This is a genomic window from Dechloromonas sp. A34 (genome assembly GCF_026261605.1).
Lineage (GTDB): Bacteria > Pseudomonadota > Gammaproteobacteria > Burkholderiales > Rhodocyclaceae > Azonexus.
The window spans coordinates 2,739,481-2,762,003 of record NZ_CP102486.1 but is presented as its reverse complement, the minus strand read 5'-3'; the positions used below and the strand labels follow the sequence as shown (position 1 = coordinate 2,762,003).

19 protein-coding genes are annotated in these 22,523 nt (G+C 57.6%); 2 read left to right on the top strand and 17 right to left on the bottom strand.

What is annotated here, in order from left to right:
• Positions 1 to 188 precede the first annotated feature (188 nt).
• The 5 genes from NQE15_RS13790 to NQE15_RS13770 form a co-directional block, all read right to left on the bottom strand.
• Positions 189 to 782 (bottom strand): hypothetical protein, encoded by a 594-nt coding sequence (locus NQE15_RS13790; RefSeq protein ID WP_265942230.1) that lies wholly within the window; start codon positions 780 to 782, stop codon positions 189 to 191.
• Entirely contained in the window at positions 770 to 2,200 is a 1,431-nt protein-coding gene (locus NQE15_RS13785) for a metallophosphoesterase family protein (RefSeq protein WP_265942228.1), read from the bottom strand. Before NQE15_RS13785 ends, NQE15_RS13790 begins: the two co-directional genes overlap by 13 nt.
• Positions 2,201 to 2,423: 223 nt before the next feature.
• On the bottom strand, positions 2,424 to 3,023 hold the full coding sequence (locus NQE15_RS13780) for a hypothetical protein (RefSeq protein WP_265942226.1): 600 nt from the start codon (positions 3,021 to 3,023) through the stop codon (positions 2,424 to 2,426).
• A gap of 9 nt (positions 3,024 to 3,032) precedes the next feature.
• Entirely contained in the window at positions 3,033 to 3,506 is a 474-nt protein-coding gene (locus tag NQE15_RS13775; RefSeq protein ID WP_265942224.1) for a TIR domain-containing protein, read from the bottom strand.
• Positions 3,507 to 4,045: 539 nt separating this feature from the next.
• A complete protein-coding gene (locus NQE15_RS13770; protein ID WP_265942222.1) occupies positions 4,046 to 6,649 on the bottom strand; it encodes a patatin-like phospholipase family protein in 2,604 nt (867 codons plus the stop codon).
• Between the two features lie 385 nt (positions 6,650 to 7,034).
• Here NQE15_RS13770 and NQE15_RS13765 point away from each other — a divergent pair, with 385 nt between their 5' ends.
• Positions 7,035 to 7,601 carry a TIR domain-containing protein gene (locus tag NQE15_RS13765; protein ID WP_265942220.1) on the top strand — a complete coding sequence of 189 codons (567 nt, stop codon included), beginning with the start codon at positions 7,035 to 7,037 and terminating at the stop codon, positions 7,599 to 7,601.
• A gap of 51 nt (positions 7,602 to 7,652) precedes the next feature.
• On the opposite strand, the gene NQE15_RS13760 is transcribed toward NQE15_RS13765, so the two are convergent.
• From NQE15_RS13760 to NQE15_RS13740, 5 genes are all read right to left on the bottom strand, one after another.
• The gene (locus NQE15_RS13760) at positions 7,653 to 8,546 is read right to left on the bottom strand and encodes a hypothetical protein (RefSeq protein WP_265942218.1); all 894 of its coding nucleotides are present in this window, start codon (positions 8,544 to 8,546) and stop codon (positions 7,653 to 7,655) included.
• Positions 8,543 to 9,730 carry a toll/interleukin-1 receptor domain-containing protein gene (locus tag NQE15_RS13755; RefSeq protein WP_265942216.1) on the bottom strand — a complete coding sequence of 396 codons (1,188 nt, stop codon included), beginning with the start codon at positions 9,728 to 9,730 and terminating at the stop codon, positions 8,543 to 8,545. Before NQE15_RS13755 ends, NQE15_RS13760 begins: the two co-directional genes overlap by 4 nt.
• A gap of 570 nt (positions 9,731 to 10,300) precedes the next feature.
• Complete coding sequence (locus NQE15_RS13750) at positions 10,301 to 11,854, bottom strand: Fic family protein (RefSeq protein WP_265942214.1); 1,554 nt, start codon at positions 11,852 to 11,854, stop codon at positions 10,301 to 10,303.
• Positions 11,855 to 12,440: 586 nt separating this feature from the next.
• Positions 12,441 to 12,719, bottom strand: coding sequence for a hypothetical protein (locus NQE15_RS13745; protein ID WP_265942212.1), 279 nt, complete (start codon positions 12,717 to 12,719; stop codon positions 12,441 to 12,443).
• Entirely contained in the window at positions 12,716 to 13,759 is a 1,044-nt protein-coding gene (locus tag NQE15_RS13740) for a PRTRC system protein D (protein ID WP_265942210.1), read from the bottom strand. The genes NQE15_RS13745 and NQE15_RS13740 overlap by 4 nt, the downstream gene beginning before the upstream one ends.
• Before the next feature lie 1,200 nt (positions 13,760 to 14,959).
• Between NQE15_RS13740 and NQE15_RS13735 the strand changes: the two genes are divergently transcribed.
• The gene (locus NQE15_RS13735; protein WP_265942208.1) at positions 14,960 to 16,171 is read left to right on the top strand and encodes a phage integrase N-terminal domain-containing protein; all 1,212 of its coding nucleotides are present in this window, start codon (positions 14,960 to 14,962) and stop codon (positions 16,169 to 16,171) included.
• 151 nt (positions 16,172 to 16,322) lie between these two features.
• Here the strand turns inward: NQE15_RS13735 and NQE15_RS13730 are convergent, their stop codons facing one another.
• The 7 genes from NQE15_RS13730 to NQE15_RS13700 form a co-directional block, all read right to left on the bottom strand.
• Entirely contained in the window at positions 16,323 to 16,952 is a 630-nt protein-coding gene (locus NQE15_RS13730) for a ParB/RepB/Spo0J family partition protein (RefSeq protein WP_265942206.1), read from the bottom strand.
• A 502-nt stretch (positions 16,953 to 17,454) separates the two neighbouring features.
• Positions 17,455 to 17,883 carry a hypothetical protein gene (locus NQE15_RS13725; protein WP_265942204.1) on the bottom strand — a complete coding sequence of 143 codons (429 nt, stop codon included), beginning with the start codon at positions 17,881 to 17,883 and terminating at the stop codon, positions 17,455 to 17,457.
• Positions 17,884 to 17,895: 12 nt separating this feature from the next.
• Positions 17,896 to 18,279 carry a hypothetical protein gene (locus tag NQE15_RS13720; RefSeq protein WP_265942203.1) on the bottom strand — a complete coding sequence of 128 codons (384 nt, stop codon included), beginning with the start codon at positions 18,277 to 18,279 and terminating at the stop codon, positions 17,896 to 17,898.
• A gap of 70 nt (positions 18,280 to 18,349) precedes the next feature.
• Entirely contained in the window at positions 18,350 to 18,682 is a 333-nt protein-coding gene (locus NQE15_RS13715; protein ID WP_265942201.1) for a transposase, read from the bottom strand.
• Positions 18,683 to 18,824: 142 nt separating this feature from the next.
• Positions 18,825 to 19,028, bottom strand: coding sequence for a hypothetical protein (locus tag NQE15_RS13710; protein ID WP_265942199.1), 204 nt, complete (start codon positions 19,026 to 19,028; stop codon positions 18,825 to 18,827).
• Between the two features lie 33 nt (positions 19,029 to 19,061).
• Complete coding sequence (locus NQE15_RS13705) at positions 19,062 to 19,400, bottom strand: P-II family nitrogen regulator (protein WP_265942197.1); 339 nt, start codon at positions 19,398 to 19,400, stop codon at positions 19,062 to 19,064.
• A gap of 25 nt (positions 19,401 to 19,425) precedes the next feature.
• Positions 19,426 to 22,521 carry an efflux RND transporter permease subunit gene (locus NQE15_RS13700; protein ID WP_265942195.1) on the bottom strand — a complete coding sequence of 1,032 codons (3,096 nt, stop codon included), beginning with the start codon at positions 22,519 to 22,521 and terminating at the stop codon, positions 19,426 to 19,428.
• Positions 22,522 to 22,523: the final 2 nt, after the last annotated feature.

Here is a 22,523-nt window from a genome sequence, read left to right as displayed (position 1 = left end):
CCATTTCTGTTGATTGAAGTTTGAGCGGATATCAGCGAAGAGGATCGTTCAGGACGAAATTTCATCAGTGATACCAAGGGAGGATTTTTGCAAGCTACGTAAGCAACTCAACTTCTCTCTCATCGTTCTTTGCCAAGATGTGAAATCGGGACTTTCCTTCGGGCCTCGATCATAGAGCTTGTTGGTCTCTAGCACCCCCGGATCGGATCGACAATTTGTTTGGTAGCAGTCGTCGCCTCCAGCCAGTGCAACAGTAGCTCTATACCGTCGATAGCTACCTGGACACCATCCTGATGAAATTTTGTATTTGCGGTTTGCTCCAAATCAGCAAGACAACGATTCCAGAACAGAATGCCTTCTGGATCCGGCGTGGCGGTATTGTTCGTCAGCATCAACGCAATTTTTGCTATGCGAACCGGGTGATTGTCTACCCACTGATCAATCAACGGTACCGCCACCTTCGTTGGTTGCCGAATATTGTCCTGATCCTTACTAAGGCGGGGGTAAGGGGAAATGGTGGTTATTTTCCCAGGTGTGACCGTTGCTTTTTTTGCTACCTCCAATTGCAGGTAGCGCAACTCGGCAACATTGACAGGCCACCAGGACTGAAACTCTTGGGCACGGTAATAACCGATACAGTCCAGCGTTTTGTCTGGACGAAGGCAAAATTGAACGAAACAAAATGAAGCGAAAGGGCTATCTCCGCCAAAGTCCCGCCCCGGATCAACAACTAGGGCAATGGCTTTACTGGTCGTCTTTTCCTCTTTGATCAGATCAACCACGCGCTTAATTTGATCAAAGCTCCCCCGAATCGTTTGAGACGACTGCCGTGAAGATAGGGAATTCTGGCCTCGATTCGAGAAGCATGCAGTTGCCACCACTGAACTGTCTCGCCAAACCACTCGCGCCTCTCCTCAGGGGTTCCGTCGCGGGGGTAGTCTTTGGGAAAAGGAAGCTGCTCATCTTCGGGGGAAAAATCGATGGTGCAGATAATGGGTCGATTGGGGGCATCCTTGACCATTTGAATTGCCCGCACATAGACGTCATCGATCGATGTCCCAAAGACCGTCGCTGGCCCGCTTGCTGTCGGATCATCTTCCCAAAGCCGGTAGGTAGGAGACTTCGATGTTTTTTGACTGCGGCCAGCGACTGCAGAACTCAGCGATTCAATCGTGCATCTTGGTGCGTGAGGTATACCCTCAAACTTAATAAGCTGAAACGGGGTATCGGGATGTTGCGAACTCGGTCCGAAGGTGCCACCCGATATAGTCAGCACCCGATGCGCACTCTGCTGAGCAGAGTGATCAGGGTAAATGTGATCGTAGTAGGCTGCGGTGGCATGTTTGTGTCCATGCACGACGACGTGAAATCCAAGATCACGCAGCACCTGCCGGAGCAGCCCAAGATTGGTAATGCTCTCGAATGACTTAAATTCCTCCCGCCCATCAACGGGTAGCAAATGATGATGGAGAACGGCGATTCGAAGGCGAACATCACCCACCTCCTTAACCATTTTTCGTAGTGCTTCCAACTGATCGTCAGACACCCGTGCAATATCGTAGGTGCATAGCCGATCCAAGGTTGAAATACGCTTGGCATTACCATCTGCCTTGATAAGAGACCTGAGGTCGGCGATCTCAGCATCCTCGTCATCGGAGATTCTTAACTGCGACCAGTTCGCCGTATTAATCGGGAACGCAGCCCAATCGCCTTGGGGGGCCCTGAGCACATGTGATGAGATATCGAGATCGTTGATGTCGTGAATGCCTTCGAGGAACGGCACGACCACTGGATCCGACTGGAGCCAAGCGTCCTGAAATAAACCATACCTTTCCGGACTATTTGGCTCTGTTCCCGCAACAATGTCGTGATTACCCGGTGTTGCAATGATGTTGGCAGGAGTAATCCCAATACGGCCTAGCTCGGCAAGAAGCATCTTACGTAGTTCTAATTGACCATTTGGATCGCCCTTGAGCGTACCGTCACCGGAAAACAATACACCATCAATGGTCATGCCTCTTTGTTCGAAGTCTTCAGCCAGTTTGTGGAGCGCATCCTGAAGGACTCTTGATCGCCGTGGCTGATCTACTCCCCGCGCTTTGGTTTTCCGATCAATGGTTTGAACCGTCGCAGAGGCCGAAAGATGGCAATCCGTTACATGGAGAAAAGTTAGTGTCCCGCTGGCTGAATTTAGGTCCATTACGCTTTATGTATCAAGTGAATTTGACTGGCGAAAGATGCTGGCGCATCACTTCAAAGTTTTAACCGATTACGGTGAAAGCACTGTAATTGAAGCATCTCATGATGAATTTACGACCAAACGGCTGACAACTCTGGTGTAGAGACATACCCAATAGAGGCCAGACGAAAGCTTACTGACCTTAGCGAATGCACAACGAAACCCATACGCCCCCTCTCCGCATTCACCATCGATATGGTGAGCCTTGATACCCCTCCACATGCAAAGAGTCATACCACGCCTCAAATGCTCGAACAAAATCCAGTGGGTAACTGTTCTTATAACCCCTGCCGACAACAAGATCATGCCCTTGAAAGTCACGCAAATGGGAGGGGACATCGGGAGCAGATTTGCCCCAGTATGTAAATCGCGTCGCAATTAGCACCTTGTCGGATTGGGTATCGTTCTCAACATTGGCGCTATTGAGTGATCCATCTTCAAAGCTGTGATGAGAGTCAGCCTGCAACCAGAGCCCCCTTGGATCGGCTCGGTGATAGATATTGTCCCCGAAAGCCCGTTTCACACTGCCCCGCAGGTCAGGACGCTTTTCAGAAAATCGGGCATCGCGCCAATACTGATCGTAGGCCAACACCTCAGATACCTGCATGGCATAAACAAGTCCGCGTGATGCACGATCACCGACACATGTCAGTCCAACAACCCAATCACCAACATGTGCCGACTGCCTGATACCAGGCTTGCACGTCGCCAACGTGCAGAATCCGTAAAATGGATTGGGTGCAAAACCATAGTCACGGGCAACCACGTAAGAAAAAAGCCGCATATTCTCTGCTCAGCAACCGTAACGAGGGATTTGCCGAGGCTCACGTAGAGCCCCTTCTGACGTTTCCCAATTATTGATCTTGCCGGCGATCGCGTCGATTACCCGCGCTCCTTGCCAGCCAATAACAGCATCTGCATAAGTATCAAGTGCGTCCGGGACATCACAATTTGCTGCCCCGTGATCCCAAACACCGACAATCCGCTTACCGAGGGACTGGGCATATTCAATCTCCCAGTTGACCCACTCACTCTGCTTAGTTTGTGGCGAGATGAGCACAACGAGGGTACCGGCCCACTGAATCCGCGGAGCAAGAATCGCACTCTTGATATAGGCTTCGTTCTTGGCCGCATTCGGCTTGTCGCTATTGATCGACCCATCGCGCACATGCAGCCCATTATTCGCCATAAGACTCTTGAGAGCGCCCAGCCTCGAATCATCTTCGTGTACATGACTAATAAACACGTTCGCAACATTGCGCGACACCATCTTCCCCTTTTACCAACGGCTAGGCCAAGTATCGCCTCTGCTAACCTATTCTGATCTGGTCAGGAACACATCAGCGTAGCCCGTCTATCTGTTATTGGTAACAGTCCAACTCTTGGAATCTACGCAAATCGTGTGCTGATTGAGCAAGTATATGCACTTCGGCTTGCACATTACCAGAACAAAATTCGCCACATTGGAGCCACCGAAAACCCTTGGTAATTGCGTGTGGCAAACAAAGCAAAAATAACGCAAAATGTTTTATTGGGCCAACTTTGCTGTAACACATCAGTGTTTTAGATTGGCACACTGGCGGGGCGAGCCCTAGGAAATTTCCATCAACGAGGATAATGGCCTGCCCTTATTCCAGCGCTGTTGGTCGGACTCCAATAATTTCTGCGAATGCTTAAACACCGCTTTGGCGCACATACGAAATCTCATGGGATTGGAGAAATAGCTATCGTGCTCAATAATCCGATCAACTCTAAATCAATGCGCTGCGTGGAACGTTCGTCGATACCCCCTGTATGGAGATGTTCCTACAGTAGACTCTTCGCCAGACGTTTGAACCAGCCTTCCACGCGAAAACTGTTCTCCCAATCACCAACGAGATCTTTACGAAACAAGTCGTCCGCAATATGTTCGCCAAGTGCTCGGTACGCCTCGAACTGGGTTTCGCCAAACAACTGCTGCAGCGTGCTCTGGTGCGGGAAATCTGGATTTTCCGCTTGGTACCGTTTCAAAAACTCTGACTCGTTACCAGTCAGCGAAGACTTGATGTAGAGCAACAGACCGTGCTCACCATTGGGATAATCGATACGCGACAATCCAAAATGCGCGCGCCCATGCCCGTTTGCCTCTGTACGCAGATCAGAGAGATCAGGCTCGATCGACACACCAAGGTCAATCTGAGCCAATTGGGTCAGTGTCAGCAGTCCCCCGAACGAGCGTGTCGGATCAGCCTCGCCATCAATCGCAATAATGAATTTGCAGCGCCGCCTTAGAAGTTCATAGATTCCCAGATTCTCTATATGACCGCCATCGGACAAGTTCAGGCATTTTGTTTTTTCGTTCATCCAGCCAGTCAACTCGTGAAAAAAGTACCAGGCACCGACTGGCAGAATAGATCTCCACCAACTCTTCGGATTCGGGCGGCGCAACCAGTAGCTGAGACGGACGTTGAGCATTGCTAACAAAAACCGATAGCGCGCGGTATTAAGTGTGCCCATATGTGGCGCAGCAGCTGCGCCAGAAATTGCTATTGCGGTACCCAGATCGAGATGAGCATCGACAGATTCCCATTCGGCAGTTGGCGAATAGCCGACAATCGGGCTACCACAGAAGTGTTTGCTAAAAAGAAAGAAATCGGTATTGCGACCACGAAGGTCTGGATTAACACATGCCGGAATATTCACAGCTGCATTAATCAAGTGATATGGAGCCTTGGCAGCACAATTCATCTGCGACAACGGCTGTGGGTCGACAACCCCTGCTCCATTCTGCCCGAGCAGACGCGTCAAGTAAGTACGTGCAAGGCGATTTCGATAGAAGCGATGTGGTGACGCAAAATTGATATTGACGGCAAAAACAGTGTAGAGGCCCAGTAAGAGCAGCACCGCCCAGTGCAGAAAGCTACTTGCTACGAAATACGTTACCAACAATTCGCATAGCCCAAAAAAGCCTGCCATGACAAACAGCGGACCGGACAGGCCAATCAACCCTAAAACGAATCTACCGGTGTGTCGTTTTGCGCCCAAGCCTAGCCCTAGTACCCCTGCGACAAACGGGAAGAGCATTGCGCCAACAAGCGCAGAGCTGATACCAATATTCAAACGAATCAGATGATAGATTGCTGGCAGGGCCTCGCACACCAAGAAGAACACGCCGAAAACCGTCAGCCAGACACAAACACTTTCCCAGTTAGATTTCCAGCGCCGACTCGGTCCAAATAGGTGCACGACTGGCAGCAGCAGGACGCTAGCAGCCAGCCCAGTAAGCTCCACCGCCGTTACCAAACCTAGGGGGAGCACACTATAGGTTTCGTTTCGATAAGACTCGCCAAACCAGAGCACGGCAGTTAATGCTCCGATCAAGAGTAGTGGCATCAGTAGCAATATGCTCACGAAGATACCGTATGCACCGAGCCCCGTGATCGTCGCAAATGTTTTGAACCCGCCCTCACTGAGATACTTGCTGTGGTTCCGTAAGTGACGCACGCTCTTTGCCTCGGGCTGTCCGGTCGCACCGAATGGCAGATGTCCCGGACAGAGGCTGGTCTCCGAGGCAGGGTCATTTAGAAACGAGCTAATAAATGCACCAAGATAGCCTCCACCTGACACTGTCGACAAATAATCAACGTCGCGCAGGATGCCTTTGCGGGCTAGTGTCTGTACGACGCCGAGCGCAAATGTTGCAGAGCGGATACCGCCGCCTGAGATTGCCAGCCCAATGGCATCAGCGTCATCATTAGAACTGGTGCAGCCGTAATAACGCCGCCGGGCGCGAATCTCGTCTTTTTCCGCAGAATCAATCCTGTTCGACTCATTAACGATTGAAATCCCGTTCGATATGCCAAAGGCTAAAGGCTTCCAAAGACTTTCCGAATTCTTTTCGTCTTCGTCGCCAGATACGTTGCCAATGGAGAATTCGGCCTCGGGATCTTCCACAAGCACTCCAAGCAGGCGACAAAACTGCGCCAGAAACTGGCGTAGTTCATCAAGTTCGCCTCGGAAGCGAAACCGAACGTCGGCATTGGAAAGCCCCCCATCTGCGCTCAATCGATGCCACTTGGCAGTAAATGGACGGACCCTCTGATTCAGAACACGCACCATCAGCGACGCAAAGTGCCTGCCCTCCGGGTAGCGACAAATAGCGGTACGCGACAGTTCGAAGAGTTGATATACGCTCTTGAGTGCCGTCGCCTCATCACCCCGGCCATAAGGCAATGCCTGGGTCGCGATGCGCGTACGTAGTTCTGTGTAGAGTTGCCACGCTGCTAAGCGGTCTGCCTCACCGGGCTGCCAGGTTAGCTGATCAAACAGCTTCCGGTCACCTTCTCTGGCAAAAAGGTCACCAAATGCATGCTGTTTTAACCACTCGCTCCAGGTGGCACCACCCGAGGTGATCGAAGTAGAGGTATTCACGGAGGTCATCCTGATGCTGCGCAATATCTGCTGAGGAGAGAAATGTAGTGGCAATCATGAGCATCAGCTCATGGTCGTAGGCACAAAACTCCAGCCGTGCATCGCATTGCTTACGATTACCGATAAGAACGCACGCTTACACGGACGTCGGCTATAAATTGCCATACACAGATTTTCGAATGGATCCTTGATGCTGACTTGATGACGCCGGTGTTGCCCGATTTTCACTGTCGGTCCATACCCTGCACAACCACGTATTCATTTCGGACACCCAGAAAGGTTGATCACAAAATTATGACTGCGTATTCTAGCTGCCGCTGCGCCGATAGATGAATGGCCAGCACATCCAATACAATGAATATTGCGTTAAAGGAGCCTAAGCTCAATGTTCGGATTTTCCCCTCCCCCGAAACCACGTCACAAGGTTTTCGTGAGCTATCACCACGCAAACGATCAGCACTACCGCGATAGTTTCGAGGAGTTATTTGCCAATCAGCACGACATCATGCGCTCCAGGTCGGTCCAAATTGGCGACATTCCTGAAAATATGAAGACGGAAACCATTCGCCAGAAAATTCGTGACGAGTATTTGGGGGACTCCACCGTGACCGTTGTCTTGGTCGGATCACAAACTTGGCAGCGGAAACATGTGGACTGGGAGATTGGCTCAAGCATTCGGCACACCCAGCATAACCCTCGCTCTGGTCTATTGGGGATTTTATTGCCTACCTACGCTAAACCCGGACCGAAAGAGTACGACCCCTATACCATCCCGCCGCGCCTCCACTACAACATTAAATTCGGTTTCGCCAATTTGTACGACTGGAGCAACAATCCATCCCAAGTACAGGCTTGGATACACCAAGCCTTCCTGCAAAGGGACAAGAAGCCGCCGGACAACACCTTAGATAGCTTCGCGAATAACCGCACTGGCGACCGATGGTATTCCTAAAGCATCAGGAAATCGGATTCGAAATATCCTTTCGTAGCCCGACGAGCCGGGCTACAGACGACCTACCCCTCTTAATACCAATTCGGTAATCTGGCGAGCATCGGTGCTCGCCATGAGTTCGCGATTTTCACTATCGTCGAGACCATTCTTCAAAACTTTGCCCAAATCTTCGCCAGCAAGAGCCGCGATTTCGGAGCCGATGCGGGGCAGCAAATTAAGCCGCGTGGTATCGGCAGGAAAGCAGCCGACCGCGTCCGTGTAGCCAGCGACATTGAGACCGATCCAATCCTCGTTGAATTCTTTCCGCTCGTAACCTCGCAGCAAGTCACAAACGGCTCTTGCTGCACCACCGAAGCCGCCGGCAAGGTACACAGGCTGCCCTTGGTTGAGAGACATCCAAGCTTCCTCAATGACGCCAGGAACCAGACCTGCAAATCCTGTCATCTTACCGCCCAAGACGAGGCGTGCTTGGCTACAAACCGTAATGGATTGCCGCATGGCTGTCAGGCCGTGAGCCCACGCATAGCGCTTGCGCGGGTTATCCGCTGCCAAATTGCGTTTCTCCCCATGCAATGGAAACAAGTCATCGTCGCTCCACGGAAGATCAGGGCGCGGCCCCTCCTGATAGCGCGCCACCTCGCCATCAAACAAAGCCCATTCGCGATCGCCATAATTAAGTCGAAGCGGCCATGGCGCGACGTTAAGGACAGCTACAGTGAGTGGCTGAGCGCTCACCCCCTCGGCAAGTTTTGAATATCCTCGAACGAGATCGAACAGGCGCAATGTGAAGTTATAGCCTTGCGGGAAACTCCCGGTTAAGGCGCCGCCATAGGCGATCTTCAACCCGGCCAGAAGCAAGTAAAGATGTATTTCGTCGCTGAGCGCGGTGAGATGAAGGTCGGACAGACCATAGCGACGAGCGTCACCGCTTTCCGAAATACTCACACAAAGCGTTTCGACAATTTGGGTTTAATCCGTGCAGCCAGTCGGGTCAACGGGGTAACGAAATGCACATCCGGACGTAATTTGAACAGAACCTCAAGCTCTTCACGCCCGAGAGGTGGATCTGGATAAAGACAGGACTGATGAGTACCGGACTTGATCATATCCGCCAATGTGAGTGCCTCTGGTGGCGCTGGCAATATGAGATCGCCCGGTTCCGCCCAGGTTTCCAGCACTGCGCGATTGTGCTTAAAGCGCAGCGCCTCAAGCACTGCCCGATCAATGACGCGACGGGCTTCCACCTCCGGCTGACCAGCCAGGTTCCACCGAATTACCGGGACATTACCACCGTAGGGAAAGCTGCGCGGCTCAACCTTCTCCAGAGCATTGACCACCAATATATGGGCCCCCAAACGCTTCGCTTCCAGCACCTCGCACCTGCACCACGGGCGAGCGCTGTAATGGTCAGTTTTGAAGGCCACCATGATGGAACAATCCCGAATTCCGGCGGTGATAGCGTCGACAAAGTCTTGGCTAGTAGCAATGTCGCGCGCATCGAACCATCGCTCGATTGGGAATGCCTCATCATCACAGGCGGCAGCCGTATAACGTACAGGGTCATGGCACCCCGGATCAAGATCGGCCTTGGCATGACTTAGAAAGAGGCAGACCGGTGCCTGCATGCGGCTTGGTGCAACGGCAGGAACTTTGCCGTGCTCCAATAACTGGAGCGCACGCGCAGCGACGTGAAAGGACAACTCGGCCAGCCGCTGTTCGATCGCGGCACTTTCGGCTAAAGATGCGTTCAAGAGCGCCGGCAGCACATGCCCCTGATCGTTGATTCGAAAACCCTCCTGATCAATCGCTACTGGTAATAGATGGTGCGGGCTGATATCGAGAGGTGTCTGCGCCCGAAGGTGCCGGACGAAGTTTTGCCAATTTCGGCCCGTTCCACTCGGCACAGTACGCAACATCTGGGCATCTGCCAGTACAACGACAAGGGTGTGCTGGGCAGCATCAAGCTTTATGGCACCGTCACCAACGAGCGTGGGTGGCATATCATCCCCGCAATCTGGGGCAAAAAAGACCGGCACGCGTAAACCACCGCTGGCTGGCGCTTCAACCAGTCGGGCCCACAACGCCTGGACAAGCTCGTTGGCCACATCGGAGCGGGGATGAGCCAGCAAATGTATATGCAGAGGTGGGAGCACAGGCACAGTACTTTTTTAATCTGATGAAATTCTAGCGGCTCCTTCGCTGATTTTCTAAATCGCGCTTACCAAAAGGATAAAGGGAAGACTCAATCGAGCCCCTGAAGACAAGGCGTAGTAACGCGTAGTGTTAGCTGACAAATCCAGAAAGCACCTAAGCCCAGAGCATAGCCGCAAATCAAGATTTCGTATCGCCGCAGGCGAATGCAGAACTGCGTCACCGTCAGGCCAGGTACAAGGCCTCCTGGGTACGAACAGCCTGGTTCTATTCGTCGAGGCTGCGCGACATACCATTCGCCCTCGATAGATATCTGCCCGCTTTCGTGTTATCGCCGGTCGAGATAGGGAAGGAGCCCTTCGTCCAGGGCTTTACTGCATCGCTACATGAATTTGTTGCCGGGATGCTAACGAAGCGCCTACGATGGGACATCCCTGAGCGAAACAAGGCAGTCCATGTTGAGGTGATGGAGTATGACCGTAAGCAAACCATCCTATCACCTCGCCTGCTCGCTGCCGCAACGTGGCCCTGTCCTGATTTGTCCTATCCTAATCCTGAAACGCTTGGGTAACAGCTTCGACGATTTCCGCCCACACACCGGGCTGCCGCAACACAGGCATTTCTTTGGCAAGCACATTGCTGAGTTCGCCACGGCTTTGCTCGAGCGAGCGCAGCACCCTGTCCGCCTGTTGATCCGGCATCTCGACCACCTCCTTGAGTGCAGCGCGTGCCCGTGCATGGCTACGCAGGTAACGAGACTCTTCGCGCATCTGTTCGCTCAGGGTCCGCCCGATGACGTTGGACAGGAACACCACGTGAGGCCCCAGATCGGGATAACGCCACAGCGGCCTGGCCTGTTCGGTACCGTGGAAGGCGAAATTCGACACCACCCCATCCTGGTAGGTAGTCCGCACTGGCTCGAACACGATCTGCTCCCGCACGGCCTGTATCAGGGGCTTGGACACCTCATCCAGCACCCGGTCATAGCCGCGCCGCTCCCCGGCGTCGTCTGTGATGACGGCGGATACGGGCAGAATCACAGGCTCCGGGATCACGCCATCGCGACGCAAGACGTCGCTGACCAGGAACCGATGCACACGGCCATTACCGTCGGCCAGCGGGTGGATGTAGACAAAGCCGAAAGCCGCCACTGCGCTACGCATCGTGGGCGACTGACCTTGCGTTCTTTCCAAGAATGTTTGCAGCCCGTCCAGCATCGCGGCGATCTCGTCAGCCGGTGGCGCCACGTAGTGCACGACCTCCTGGTAGCGCACAGTCTCGCCGACGAACACGGGAGACTGGCGCATCCCGAAATGGGTAATCGTTGTCCGATCGCCCAGGATTTCCCGCTGCAACTCGGCCAGCGCGGCATCACTGAACGGTAAATCTCCCTGACCGGTGCGCCGCGCCATCACATCCGCAAAACGCTGCACCCGCCCTGCCCGATCGGCTTCCCCTTCGATGGCAAAGCTTGCTTTGCTCTCCCGCAGCGTCATCCAGACTGCCGCCCGCATCAGCAGGTCTTCGCCAAACTCGGCGGTCAGTTCCCCGAACAGGCGCGGCACGTCCAGACTGGCAGCCCGATTCACCGCATCGGTCTTGAGCACCATGGGGCAAAAATTCCGAGCCCCCGGCAGGTTGTCATTCACCCGCCAGCGCTGCACTTTGACGACCCGGTCGGGTGATGCCGCCACCAGTTTGGCGTCGTCAATGGCATCGATGTAATTCCCCCCCAGGCGCTCCGGCACCGCCAGCGTCTCTCCCGTCAGCCATTCGTACAGGAAGGCAGCCCGACGGGCATACTGCCCGGTCGGTTCGGCCATGACCCAGGCTTGGACGAAATCCGGACCGCTTCGCTCGAAGAGGCGAGCGAGGAATTCCAGATGGGGTACCTCGTGACGAAGGTGAAACTGCAGGTGCGCCGCCGACTCCGCAGCTGGCCGCATGGCCTCCGTATAGACCTCCGAACGGAAGCCGTTGTCGACTTGGGTCGCGCGCCGCCCCCCGATCTGACTGATCACAGGCGGTCTCCCCAGCGGCATCACTCCGTAGGTCTGCGCCAGCCAGGCAGCACCAATCAGTTCTGTCGGTAGTCCGGTCATGCGGCGTCTCCAGGGAATACAGTTTTCGTTTGCTCAAAAACGATGATGCAAGCAAGGAGTCGGCATCCACTTGGTTAAGGCTGCGTCAAATCAATTACATTCAATGCTCGTTGCTCAAAAACGATTATGCAGCAAAATAACTCGCCATCCAACCCTCTTGAAAGGGCGGGCAGAAATGACCTGAATAGACACAGCAGGGTCTTCAGGTTGGTGCTACACGCAGCGCAGCGAGGACACCCGATCCCAGGAACTACCCCGACGTCCGGCCATTCAGAATTCGCAATCAGTTTGGCGGAGAGACAATGTCGAGCTTCCTCAAACACGGGGGTGGTCGCCGAACACGCAGGTGGCGATGAAACAGCGCCCCTTCCGTCCGGCCTGCGCGGAAGCCGCCAAACCTTCCCTATAGAAGTGCTCATGCTCGACCAGCCCGCGTGCCCGGGCTTGTTGCTGCCAAACCGTACGCCGGCTTCCATGGAGATGCTCGAATACCACCAGCCGTTCGCAGCGGCCCATCTGTGCCAGGTCCGAAGCACTGACCATCCGGCCGCTCACCGACCGGCGCGATCGTTTGCCCATGGCCGGCTCACGCATCGATCGCTGGCGCGAAGAGGTCGTTGGTGATGTCGCCATTGCCCTCCTGCGCGCTACTTGCGGAAGACAGATGAGACGAGCCACGTCCCATGCCGGCGAAGACACCGCTCTGCGCCAGCAACCCATCGTAGGCCAGCACGCGCAGGCGGTTGACCCGCTTGGTACCCTTGTGAAACTGTATCAATTCGTCATACAGACGCGGATGGTCGGCCCGCGCCAGTTCGAAGACGAGACGAATGGGCTTGGGATCCTTCACATGATCGGTGCTCATTCAATCTCTCCCGACACGCCCTGGACGCGTTCCTTCCCGGTGGCTGCCATTGAACTGCGCGCGTAGTTCTGCCCGGCCAGCTGAAAACCTCGCACATTGGCGAACATCGGTTCCTTCACCTCGTGGATGCGGTGCTTCGGGAACGCCGCCTTCACCGCCTTGCGGAACAGGAACGCCCCGCCGCCGACCAGGATGATGTTCTGCAAGCTGTGCGGTGCCTCGATCCACTCCTTCATCGACGACACGGCTTGCTCAGCGACGGTCTCGGCCAAGGGCAGCAGGCGCTTCATGTCGTACGGCTTCTGGAAGATCATCGGCTGCTTGCCGGTGCGCAGCGCCAGGTCGATGGCATCGTAGTCGCGGTAGGGCGAGCCGATGTCCTTGGTGATCTCGGCCGCCAGCAGGCGCAGCACATCGGACATACCGCGGTTGAAGGAGTAGCTCTGCTTCTGCACGAGCCGCATGCCCCGCGCCACCAGCCAGTCGAAGGTGCGCGAGCCCGGGTCGATGATCAAGCTCTGCTCGTTGCCGATGACCGCCATCTTCTCGTGCTCGGAGGCGTAGTGCACCAGCGCCCCCTGTGGCTGAGCCACGGCCAGGGCCTTACCCACGGTCACCGTCTTGCCGCCGCCGACGTCGTGCCGACCGGTCATGGCCTTCTCCAGCGCCGCCTTTCTGACCGCGAAGAGCGCCACCGGTAGCCCCACCACCAGCAGGTCGATGCGGCTCAGCTTCATCGTGCTGAGCGCCCCGCGCAGCAGCGCCATGTACTCGGGCGTCTCGGTGTATTCATCGTGCAGTTGTTTGGCGCGAAAGGTATCGGCGGCGAGATTCACGTCCGGCCCGACCTCGTAGAACAGCGGGCCGATGGGGATGCACACGGTTTTCTTGCGTTCACTGGCCGGCCACGACGGCGAGTCGTCGCTCGACGGATAGGCAACGGACGGGAAACTGGCGCAGCGGATGTCGGTACCGGCCGCGGCCGTGACGAATTTGGTGTTGCCGGATCCGACATCCACCGCTCTGACGATCAATTCCATAGCATGGCTCCAAGGAAGGGTTGAGGTCGATCAGCATCGACAGGGCGATCTGATCCCGCCACACGGAATCCCCACTCAAAGAGGCCTATTTCGGCATCGGGCCCGGCCCGCTGTCAGCGAACCGGCGATGCACGGACATCTCGCTGACACTTGAAAGCGTCATCCCCCGGCGGGGCTGCGTGTGTGTCACTACGCTCTCATTCAAATGGCGGGCATCAACCCCATGCGCGGCAGATGCCGCCGGAGCGGTCAGCGCGCGAGCATCGCCCTGAGTTGCCCAGCTCAGGACCAGAGGCAGAGATTTCCCCCGTCAAGCCCGCCCGCCACCTCGTTGCCCGCCGCTTCGCGACAATAAATGCGCCTTACCGCACTCTCCCGAACGAGCAAGTGCCACCCGCAATCGCCGGCAAATCGGCGCGTTTGCAAGCCGCCCGCTTGACCGCCCTACCCGCTTGGCGTCAACTACGGTTTCCCGAGGGCCATCCTGGCCCCGCTCCATCGCGGAGCAAAAGGCGTCGCAGTCGTTACCTGCCCTTGAAGCGCCGGTCTCGAACCGGCAATGCCGTCGCCCTTGAGGCGGCGGTCACGAGGTCTTTCTCGTAGTGCAAGTCGCCGTGGCGTGGCCAGCGTTCATCGCTAGGCGCTCCCTGAAGCGCACCACGGCCAACAGAGCACCCGGCCGGCACCCGATGCCGTGCCCCTGTTCCCGCCATCCTTTGAGCACGCGTTCCCCGCAGCGCGCGGTTGTGTTTGCCCCTTTGGGCTCCCCGCGCGTCTTCGCTCACACCCTCGACACCGCCCTGGACTTTCGGTCAGGGGCGGACCCATGCGAGTGGATGGCGCTACGACTCCAGAACCGATCCACCAGACGGCGCGAGGCCCGACCTCGTCGCTGATGCTGAAGTCCTGCCCCAGAGGCCGGCCGGCATCACAACCCCCATGGCTGCAGAAATGCACGGATGGGCCGGATCAACCCGTTTCGTTTTTAAGACCGACCGAGTTGGCGAGCGCAGACGCGCTGCCGACGAACCCCTGGGTAGGTGCCGCGACGCGGTGGTCGCGCGCGGTGCCGAAGTTCTAGACCACTGACCGGCGCTGGCAACGGAATCCGTCCTGCCGGGAACTGCACTGGATTCCACTTTCATCGCCAACATCGGCTTGCCGTTCGGGCGGCGGGCCTCCGACCAAGGAGCTATGACCATGTCGAACGCAATCCCCAGCAACACCGTTCGCCGTATATCTCGCCGCCGGCTGCAGGAACCTGCCAGCCCCGGTCACTCGAGCCAGCAGCAGCCCGTTCGCCCCCAGGGTTGGGCGGGAAAGACACCCCAGGAAATCCTCGCCCGCTACCAGCCGGGCAAGGCGCCGCCGCTCAAGGTGCTGGAGGTCCTGATCAAACTCTTCAACACCCAGCACACGGCGCTGGAGAAAACCGTCTCGCATAAGACGCGGCAGGAACGCGGGCAGTTTCTACGGCGCTTCTTTCGCGACTTGAAACTGAAGGCGGGCTTCAAGACGGTGCCGGACCCGCGCAACCTCGGGCAGAAGCACATCCACGCCATGGTGCAGGTCTGGCAGCAGGCGCATCTGGCACCGGCGACGATCCAGACCTACCTGAGCTTCCTGCGGGGGCTGGCGATGTGGATGGGCAAGCACGGCTTCGTGCGCAAGCCGGGCCACTACGGCTTGAGCCTGGAGGAGTACCAGCGCCACGAGTCGGCCCAGCGTGACAAGAGCTGGACGGCCCAAGGGATCGATGCGGATGCGGTAATCGCCGAGGTGTGCAAGTTCGACCTCCGTGTCGGCGCCTCGCTGCGGCTGATGTCGACCCTGGGGCTGCGGCGCAAGGAGTCGGTGCAGTTCCGGCCATTCCAGCACGTCATGCCGTTCAGCGAGACCGGGCTACCAGAGAACCAGCAGCAGGCAGATCGGTATGCATGGGTCAAGGGCAAGGGCGGCCGGGTGCGCTGGATTCCCCTGAACAGCACGGCCCATCTGGCAGCGCTGGCGTTTGCCCAAGGCGTGGTCGACAGTCGCGACGCCCACATGGGCGATCCGCGTCGGGACCTGAAGCGAAACCTGCGGCGGCTGGATTACGTCCTGGAGAAATTCGGCATCACCTTGCGCAAGCGAGGTGCGACAGGTCACGGCTTGCGCCACGAGGTTCTTAACAATGCCTATGAAGACATCGCTGGTGTGCCGTCCCCGGTCCGGGGTGGCGGGCCGGTATCACCGGAACTGGCTCGGGCGGCGCGGCTGGCGGTGTCGCAGTTGGCGGGGCATGCGCGGGCAAGAGCCGCATGTGCGTATTTGGGAGCCAGCCCGTCGCGTAACACACCCGCGACGACAGATGAAGATCTTGTGGCCGCCTCCCCTCACGACGCCACCGACGCGCAGCACAGCACGGCTTAGTCACGCCCGCCGGGTCCCTCGATTATGCTCGGGCGCGGCACTTTCGCGCCCAAGCGTTCACCGATGGCCGGGAAGCCGTTAGCATCCTAGGTACAGGCCGAAGGCTGGAAATGGGTCGATGTCCGCACGCGCTATGTCTATGACGAGTACGTCAAGTACGGCGATGACGATTCCACGATGGCAGGTTGGCCCACGCCTGTTCCTGCTTCTCGTGGTCATCGACCGAGGCTAGCACCATCAGGCAGTCCAGACTGATCTTATCGTCGCGGAACAGGGCTATCAGCTTGGGCGAGACCGTTGCCAGCTTCATGCGGCGCTTGACCACCAACGGCGTGACGCCGAAGGCGGCAGCCACGTCCTCGACCGACTTGCCTTGCCTGGTCAGCTTGGCGAAGGCGGCGAACTCGTCGGCAGGATGCATCGGAATGTGGAAGCAGTTCTCGGCGATGCTGGCGATCAGCGCCTTGTCGGCAGGGACGATTAGCACCGGGACCGGGTAGTTGCCGGCGATGTCATTTCTGGTCACCAGCAGGGCCAGCGCTTCGAGGCGACGGCCACCGGCGCAGACCTCGTAGTGGCCCCGAGCACCTTCCACGACCACGAGATTTTGCAGCACCCCGCTTTCCTTGATCGAGGCTGCGAGTTCGACGATGCTCATCTTCGGCGTGTTGCCACCGGCGCGCGCCTGATAGTCCTGCGAGAGGACCAGCTTGTTGAAGGGAACGAAGGTACGGGGTGACGCTTCGATGATGGCGTCGATTTCGGCTTGCGTGAATTTCATGCGGAGGGCTCCTGAACGGTTGAACGAGGCATGCCGATGGGCATGACCATGGGTTCAGAATCTCATCCCAACGCCGACCTTCAAGGCTCCAGGCGTCGCTGCTGGACACAAGTGCCGCTACGGGCACAGGACAAACGTGCGGTAAATGGCATTCACCACGCCCCATCGGCGCTCCGGTATCGTGCCAGATATCGAAACAATGCCGACACCGTGGCTATTCTGCAGGACACCTCCGACACCGTTCATTACAAGCCGAATAGTCACTTCCGACCCCTATGCGGCCGGATGACAAGTGCAATTTGTCGGTCTGCTTCGTGCCTATTCTAATGTCCATTGTTGCCCTTCGGCCCGTCGCCGGCCGAAGGGCAGGTAGTAAAGTGCAGCAGCCGTTCCAGACGACAACTGACGGGCGAGTCCTCCGCCAAGGACGCCGATGTCGCTACCTACCATGGATGGCTGATGATGATCTCCAAACGTGTTCCCGAAACAAGTTTGTCCCGAGTCATTGGAAACGAACATCAATCTGCTTTCCATCAGACTTTGTGCAGACCCCGGCTGGACCTTGACCTGAATTCCAAACCAACAAGCACCGAATCGTCTCTCCACTTTTGGCGCGCAGTTCCGGGTTTGCCGAGTAAACAAGATGATCTGTGTCGAGGCTGCTGATGATTCGATCGTAGTGCTTGCCGGGACCAAACATGCGACGCAGTCCAGGCAGATTCTGGCCCCGCTGAATCTCAAACCCGCTTCCTTCGAATCGAATCCCGTCGATGTCAAGAACCATCGTCGGTTCCTGGCTGCCTTCGTGGTTGAAGAAACCAGTGACGCGTTCCAAAGCATTGCCCGACGCCAGCCGATGGGAGTGCCCGGCACACCCGGCGAGCGCAAAAGCAATCAAAAGTGCGGTAAACCATTTTGCTGGCGTAGGCATTGAGAGTTCCTCCTATTTCAATGCAAAACGAACCGTTGCCGGCGCTTTGCCAGGGACGGACACCAAAGCGGTGACTTTGCCACCCGCAATCCTGTAAGCCCCCTGGGCTTCGAATCGGGTACCAACCGGTTTCAATTCCACCTCCTGTTTCTCGGTGCCAACGAGAATGGTCAGCTTGGCGGTGGCCTTCGAGACATCCACCGGCTTGCCGTGATCGCGCAGATGCAGTTGCACCAAATCAGGCTTGGCCACCAGTTCGTAGTCCACATCCTTGACTTCGTTCACGATGCCGCCATGCAATGCCTTGTGTTCATGGCCGTGATCGTGATCTCCGGCGGCGTAGGCAAGGCCGAATAGGGACAAGGCAAAAGCAGCGACAAGATGAGTCGATTTCATGGGTCTTTCCTTTCGTTGGGTTAAATAATCGGGCTTCCGGATTTTCCGGTGGACGGAGCCGGTTTACGGCCTAGAACTGCCCTGAGTCAAAAATAGCCACCAGGGCGGACAGGTCGCATCCGAGGCTGCCCTGGCGGGTCTGAATCCGAGTTTCGAATTCCTCCTCATCTTCCATGCTGGACATTATGAAATAGGCCATCCGCCTCATTGCCATATCCTCGAACTTCGGCTTCTTCTTGTCCAGGTTGCCGATGCTGCGCCTAACCGCGTCAAACGCGGCATTGGCCTTACTGACCACATGGAACTTGTCCACCTCGATCTTGGCGTTGGGCAGCACCTTCTGTGCGGCAATCCGGTACGGTCGCCACATACCTATGGCGACGTGCGAGATCTTTTCGAACATTTGCCGTGCCTGTTCGATCATCTCTTGTCGTGACAATTGTTCACGACGGCACGCCGGATTGCGTTTGCAAATAACAAACTCGATTCATCAGAAACCATGGCCAGGGATATCTCCGTTGGTACAGGCGATGGGAACCATTGCTTCAACGAAAGGAAATCTGGATACCCATCTCCCTCGCCATGATGATCACAGCGTAAACCGCCGTGATACCCGCCATCCCTCTCAGCAATTTCTCGACAATCCCATAATGTCCTCCATCAATGTGATTCAGGCGTGACCGCCTCCCGTGCTGGCTCTGCACGATCTCGTTCTCCTGCGGGATGTCCTTGCCGAGTGGGTCTGCCATGTCATTTCGCGAATCGTGTTCGTTTTCGGGCGCTCATCGAATCTCAGTTGCGCGCTGAATATCGGTCACAAAAATCCATCCCGCTTCGGGCTGCCCCGTATGCGCCGCCTTGGCGATGAGGTCCGACAGCGCGTCAACCAAGTCGTCCGGGCACGCGAGTTCCAGCTTGAATTCGGCCACGACGGGTTCGGCGAGCTCCATCGAATAGTGCTGGTCCGCGGGATCTGCACTGGCCAGTGGTCGCAGCACCTGGACCACCGTGATGTTGTGGCAGCCGGTGCTGGCGCCCAGATCGCACAGACCCGAGTCGCGCAGCGCCTGCACCACGTCGGCGATGCGGTATTTCCGGATGTATGCCTTGATCTCTTTCATGGGAGTTCTCCTTGTCTTGGTCAGGTCAGTCGGCCGACGGAGCCTTACGCTCGCGCCGCATCTCCACCCACTCGTACATGAGCGGCAGCAGGAGCAGCGTCAGCGCCGTGGATGTGAAGAGCCCACCCACCACCACCGTGGCCAGCGGCCGCTGGGTCTCAGCTCCCACGCCCTGCGAAAGCAGCATGGGAACGAGACCGAGGATCGCCACCGACGCCGTCATCAGCACCGGGCGCAGGCGCAGACTTGCACCTCGGCGCACGGCCTCGCGGATCGTCAATCCCTGCTGACGCTGGTCATTGAGGAAGGACACCAGCACGATGCCGTTCAGCATCGCCACTCCGAACACTGCGATGAAGCCGATGGCCGAGGGCACCGACACGTACTGCCCGGTGACCGCCAACCCGAGCACGCCGCCGATGATGGCGAAGGGCACGTTGGCGATGATCAGCGTGGCGTGAGTGAGCGAATTGAAGGCCGTGTAGAGCAGGACGAAGATGAGGCCGATGGTGAGCGGTACGATCAGGGCGAGTCGCGCCATGGCGCGCTGCTGGTTCTCGAAGGCGCCGCCCCACTCGATCCGGTAGCCTTCAGGCAGCTTGATTTGGTCTCTGATCTTCGCGTCCGCCTCCTTGACGAAGCCGTCCACGTCACGGCCCTTCACATTCATCTGCAGCACCGCATATCGGCTCAGTTGCTCGCGGCGCACGAAGGTGTATCCCTCGTCGGTATCCACGGTGGCGACGCGGGAGAGCGGCACCAAGGCCCCGGTCGGCGTGCGCAGCGGAATGTCGTTGATCGCCTGGGGGGTGTCGCGAAAGGCGCTGTCGAGGCGCACCTGGATGTCGAAGCGGCGCACGCCGTCGATGAGGGTGCTCACCGCCTTGCCGCCGATGCCGGCCTGGACCACTTCCAGGATCTCGTCGGCGTTGATGCCGAAGCGAGCGGCCTCTTCGCGATTCACCTTCACTACGAGCTGTGGCTTGCCCTTGTTGGCTTCCAGCGAGAGGTCGGCTATGCCGGCCACCTGCCCCAACACCGGCTTGATCTGGGCGGCCAAGCGATCCAGTGTCGCCAGGTCAGGGCCGTAGAGCTTCAGGGCCAGCGTGGCGCGCACGCCGGAAATCAGCTCTTCCACGCGCATCTGGATCGGCTGGGTATTGCCCAGGACCACGGTCGGTATGGCCTGCTCCAGCGTCTCCTTCATCCGGTCCGAGAGCTCCGGCATGGAGATCTGCTCCGGCCATTCCTCCCGGGGCTTCACATCCACCAGCACCTCCATATAGTTGGCGTCGGTGGTCTCGCCCTTTTCCGCGCGTCCGATGGTCGCCAGCACCGACTTGGTCTGCGGGTAGTATTGCCTGAGCGTCGCATCCATCTTCTGGGAGACACGCACGGACTCCTCCAGCGAGGTGGAGGGAATGCCGGTGACGCGGAACATGATCGCGCCCTCCTGGAGCGTGGGCATGAACTCCTTGCCGAGGAAGGGAAAGGTGGCGAGTGCTGCTACCAGTAGCGCCAGCGCCGCGCCGATCACCTTCTTCTTGTTCTCCAGCGCCCAATCGAGCAGGGGCAGATATACGCCCTTGACCCAGCGCACCAGGATGGTGTCCTTTTCTTCCTTGGGCTTCAGGATCAGCGCCGAGAGCACCGGCACCAGGGTCAGCGTGAGGACGAGCGAGCCCGCCATGGCGAAGGTGATGGTGAGCGCCATCGGCTTGAAGAGCTTGCCTTCGAGACCGGTCAGCGAGAATAGTGGCAGGAAGACGACGATGATGATGAGGATGGCGAAGGCGATCGGGTTGATCACCTCGCGCGCCGCCTCCAAGATAACGTGGGTACGGTTAACCGCTTTGCCAGCCTGGTGGGACAACAGGCGGAAACCGTTTTCCACCATGACCACGGCGCCGTCCACCATCATGCCGATACCGATGGCGAGCCCCGCCAATGACATCAGATTGGCAGACAGGCCGAAATGCTGCATCAGCAGAAAGGCGATCAGCATCGCCAGCGGCAAGGTGACGATCACCACCACCGCCGAGCGGATCTCGCCGAGGAAGAGGAACAGCACGATGGCGACCAGGATTGAGCCTTCCACCAGTGCGCTCTCGGCAGTCTTGAGAGCCTTCTTGACGATGTCAGTGCGGTCGTAGACTGGGTTGATGGTCACGCCCGCCGGCAGCGCTTGGCGCGCCAACTCGAGCTTCTGCTTCACCGCGTCAACCACGTTCTTGGCGTTCTCGTTGATGCGGGCGAGCGCGATGCCCAGCGCCACTTCCTTGCCGTCACGCGTCACGGCGCCAAAGCGCAGCGCCGGGCCCTCTTTCACTTCGGCCACTTCATGCACGTGGATCGGCACACCCTCGCGCTCGGCGACGACGATGTTGCCGATGTCAGTGGTGTTGGCCACCAGCCCCAGGCCGCGCACCAGATACTGCTCCTGGCCGAGATTCACGTACTGCCCGCCTACCTGCCGGTTGTTTGCGGCCAGGGCCTCCATGACAGCCTTGAAGGAGAGGCTGTATTTGATGAGCTTCTGCGGATGGATGAGGACCTGGTACTGCTTTTCCTGGCCGCCCCAAGTGGTGACATCATCCACCCCGGGCGCCGTGCGCAGCATGAGCCGCACGCTCCAGTCGTGGAGCGTGCGCAGGTCCATGGCCGAGAGCTTCTCGTCCGCCGACTCCACCGTGTACCAGAACACCTGCCCGAGGCCCGAACTGTTCGGTCCGAGGGAGGGCTCGCCGTAGCCCTGGGGCAGGCGCTCCTTCGCCTCCTGCACCTTCTCGCCGACCAGGCGCCGGGCGAAGTAAATGTCTACGTCGTCCTTGAAATAGATACCGACATAGGACAGACCGAAGAGCGACACGGAGCGGATCTGCTCGACGCCCGGCAGCCCCGCCATGGCCGTCTCGATCGGCGTCGTGAGGAGCTTCTCCACGTCCTCGGCGGCGAGACCCGGCGACTCGGTGTAGACGTTGACCTGGTTCGGCGTCACGTCCGGGAAGGCGTCCACCGGCACGGTGAAAAAGGCGCGCACGCCAAAAAAAATGACGAGCGCAAACCCCAGCAAGACCAGGAGCTTGTAGCGCAGCGAAAGAGCGACGATACCATTCAACATAT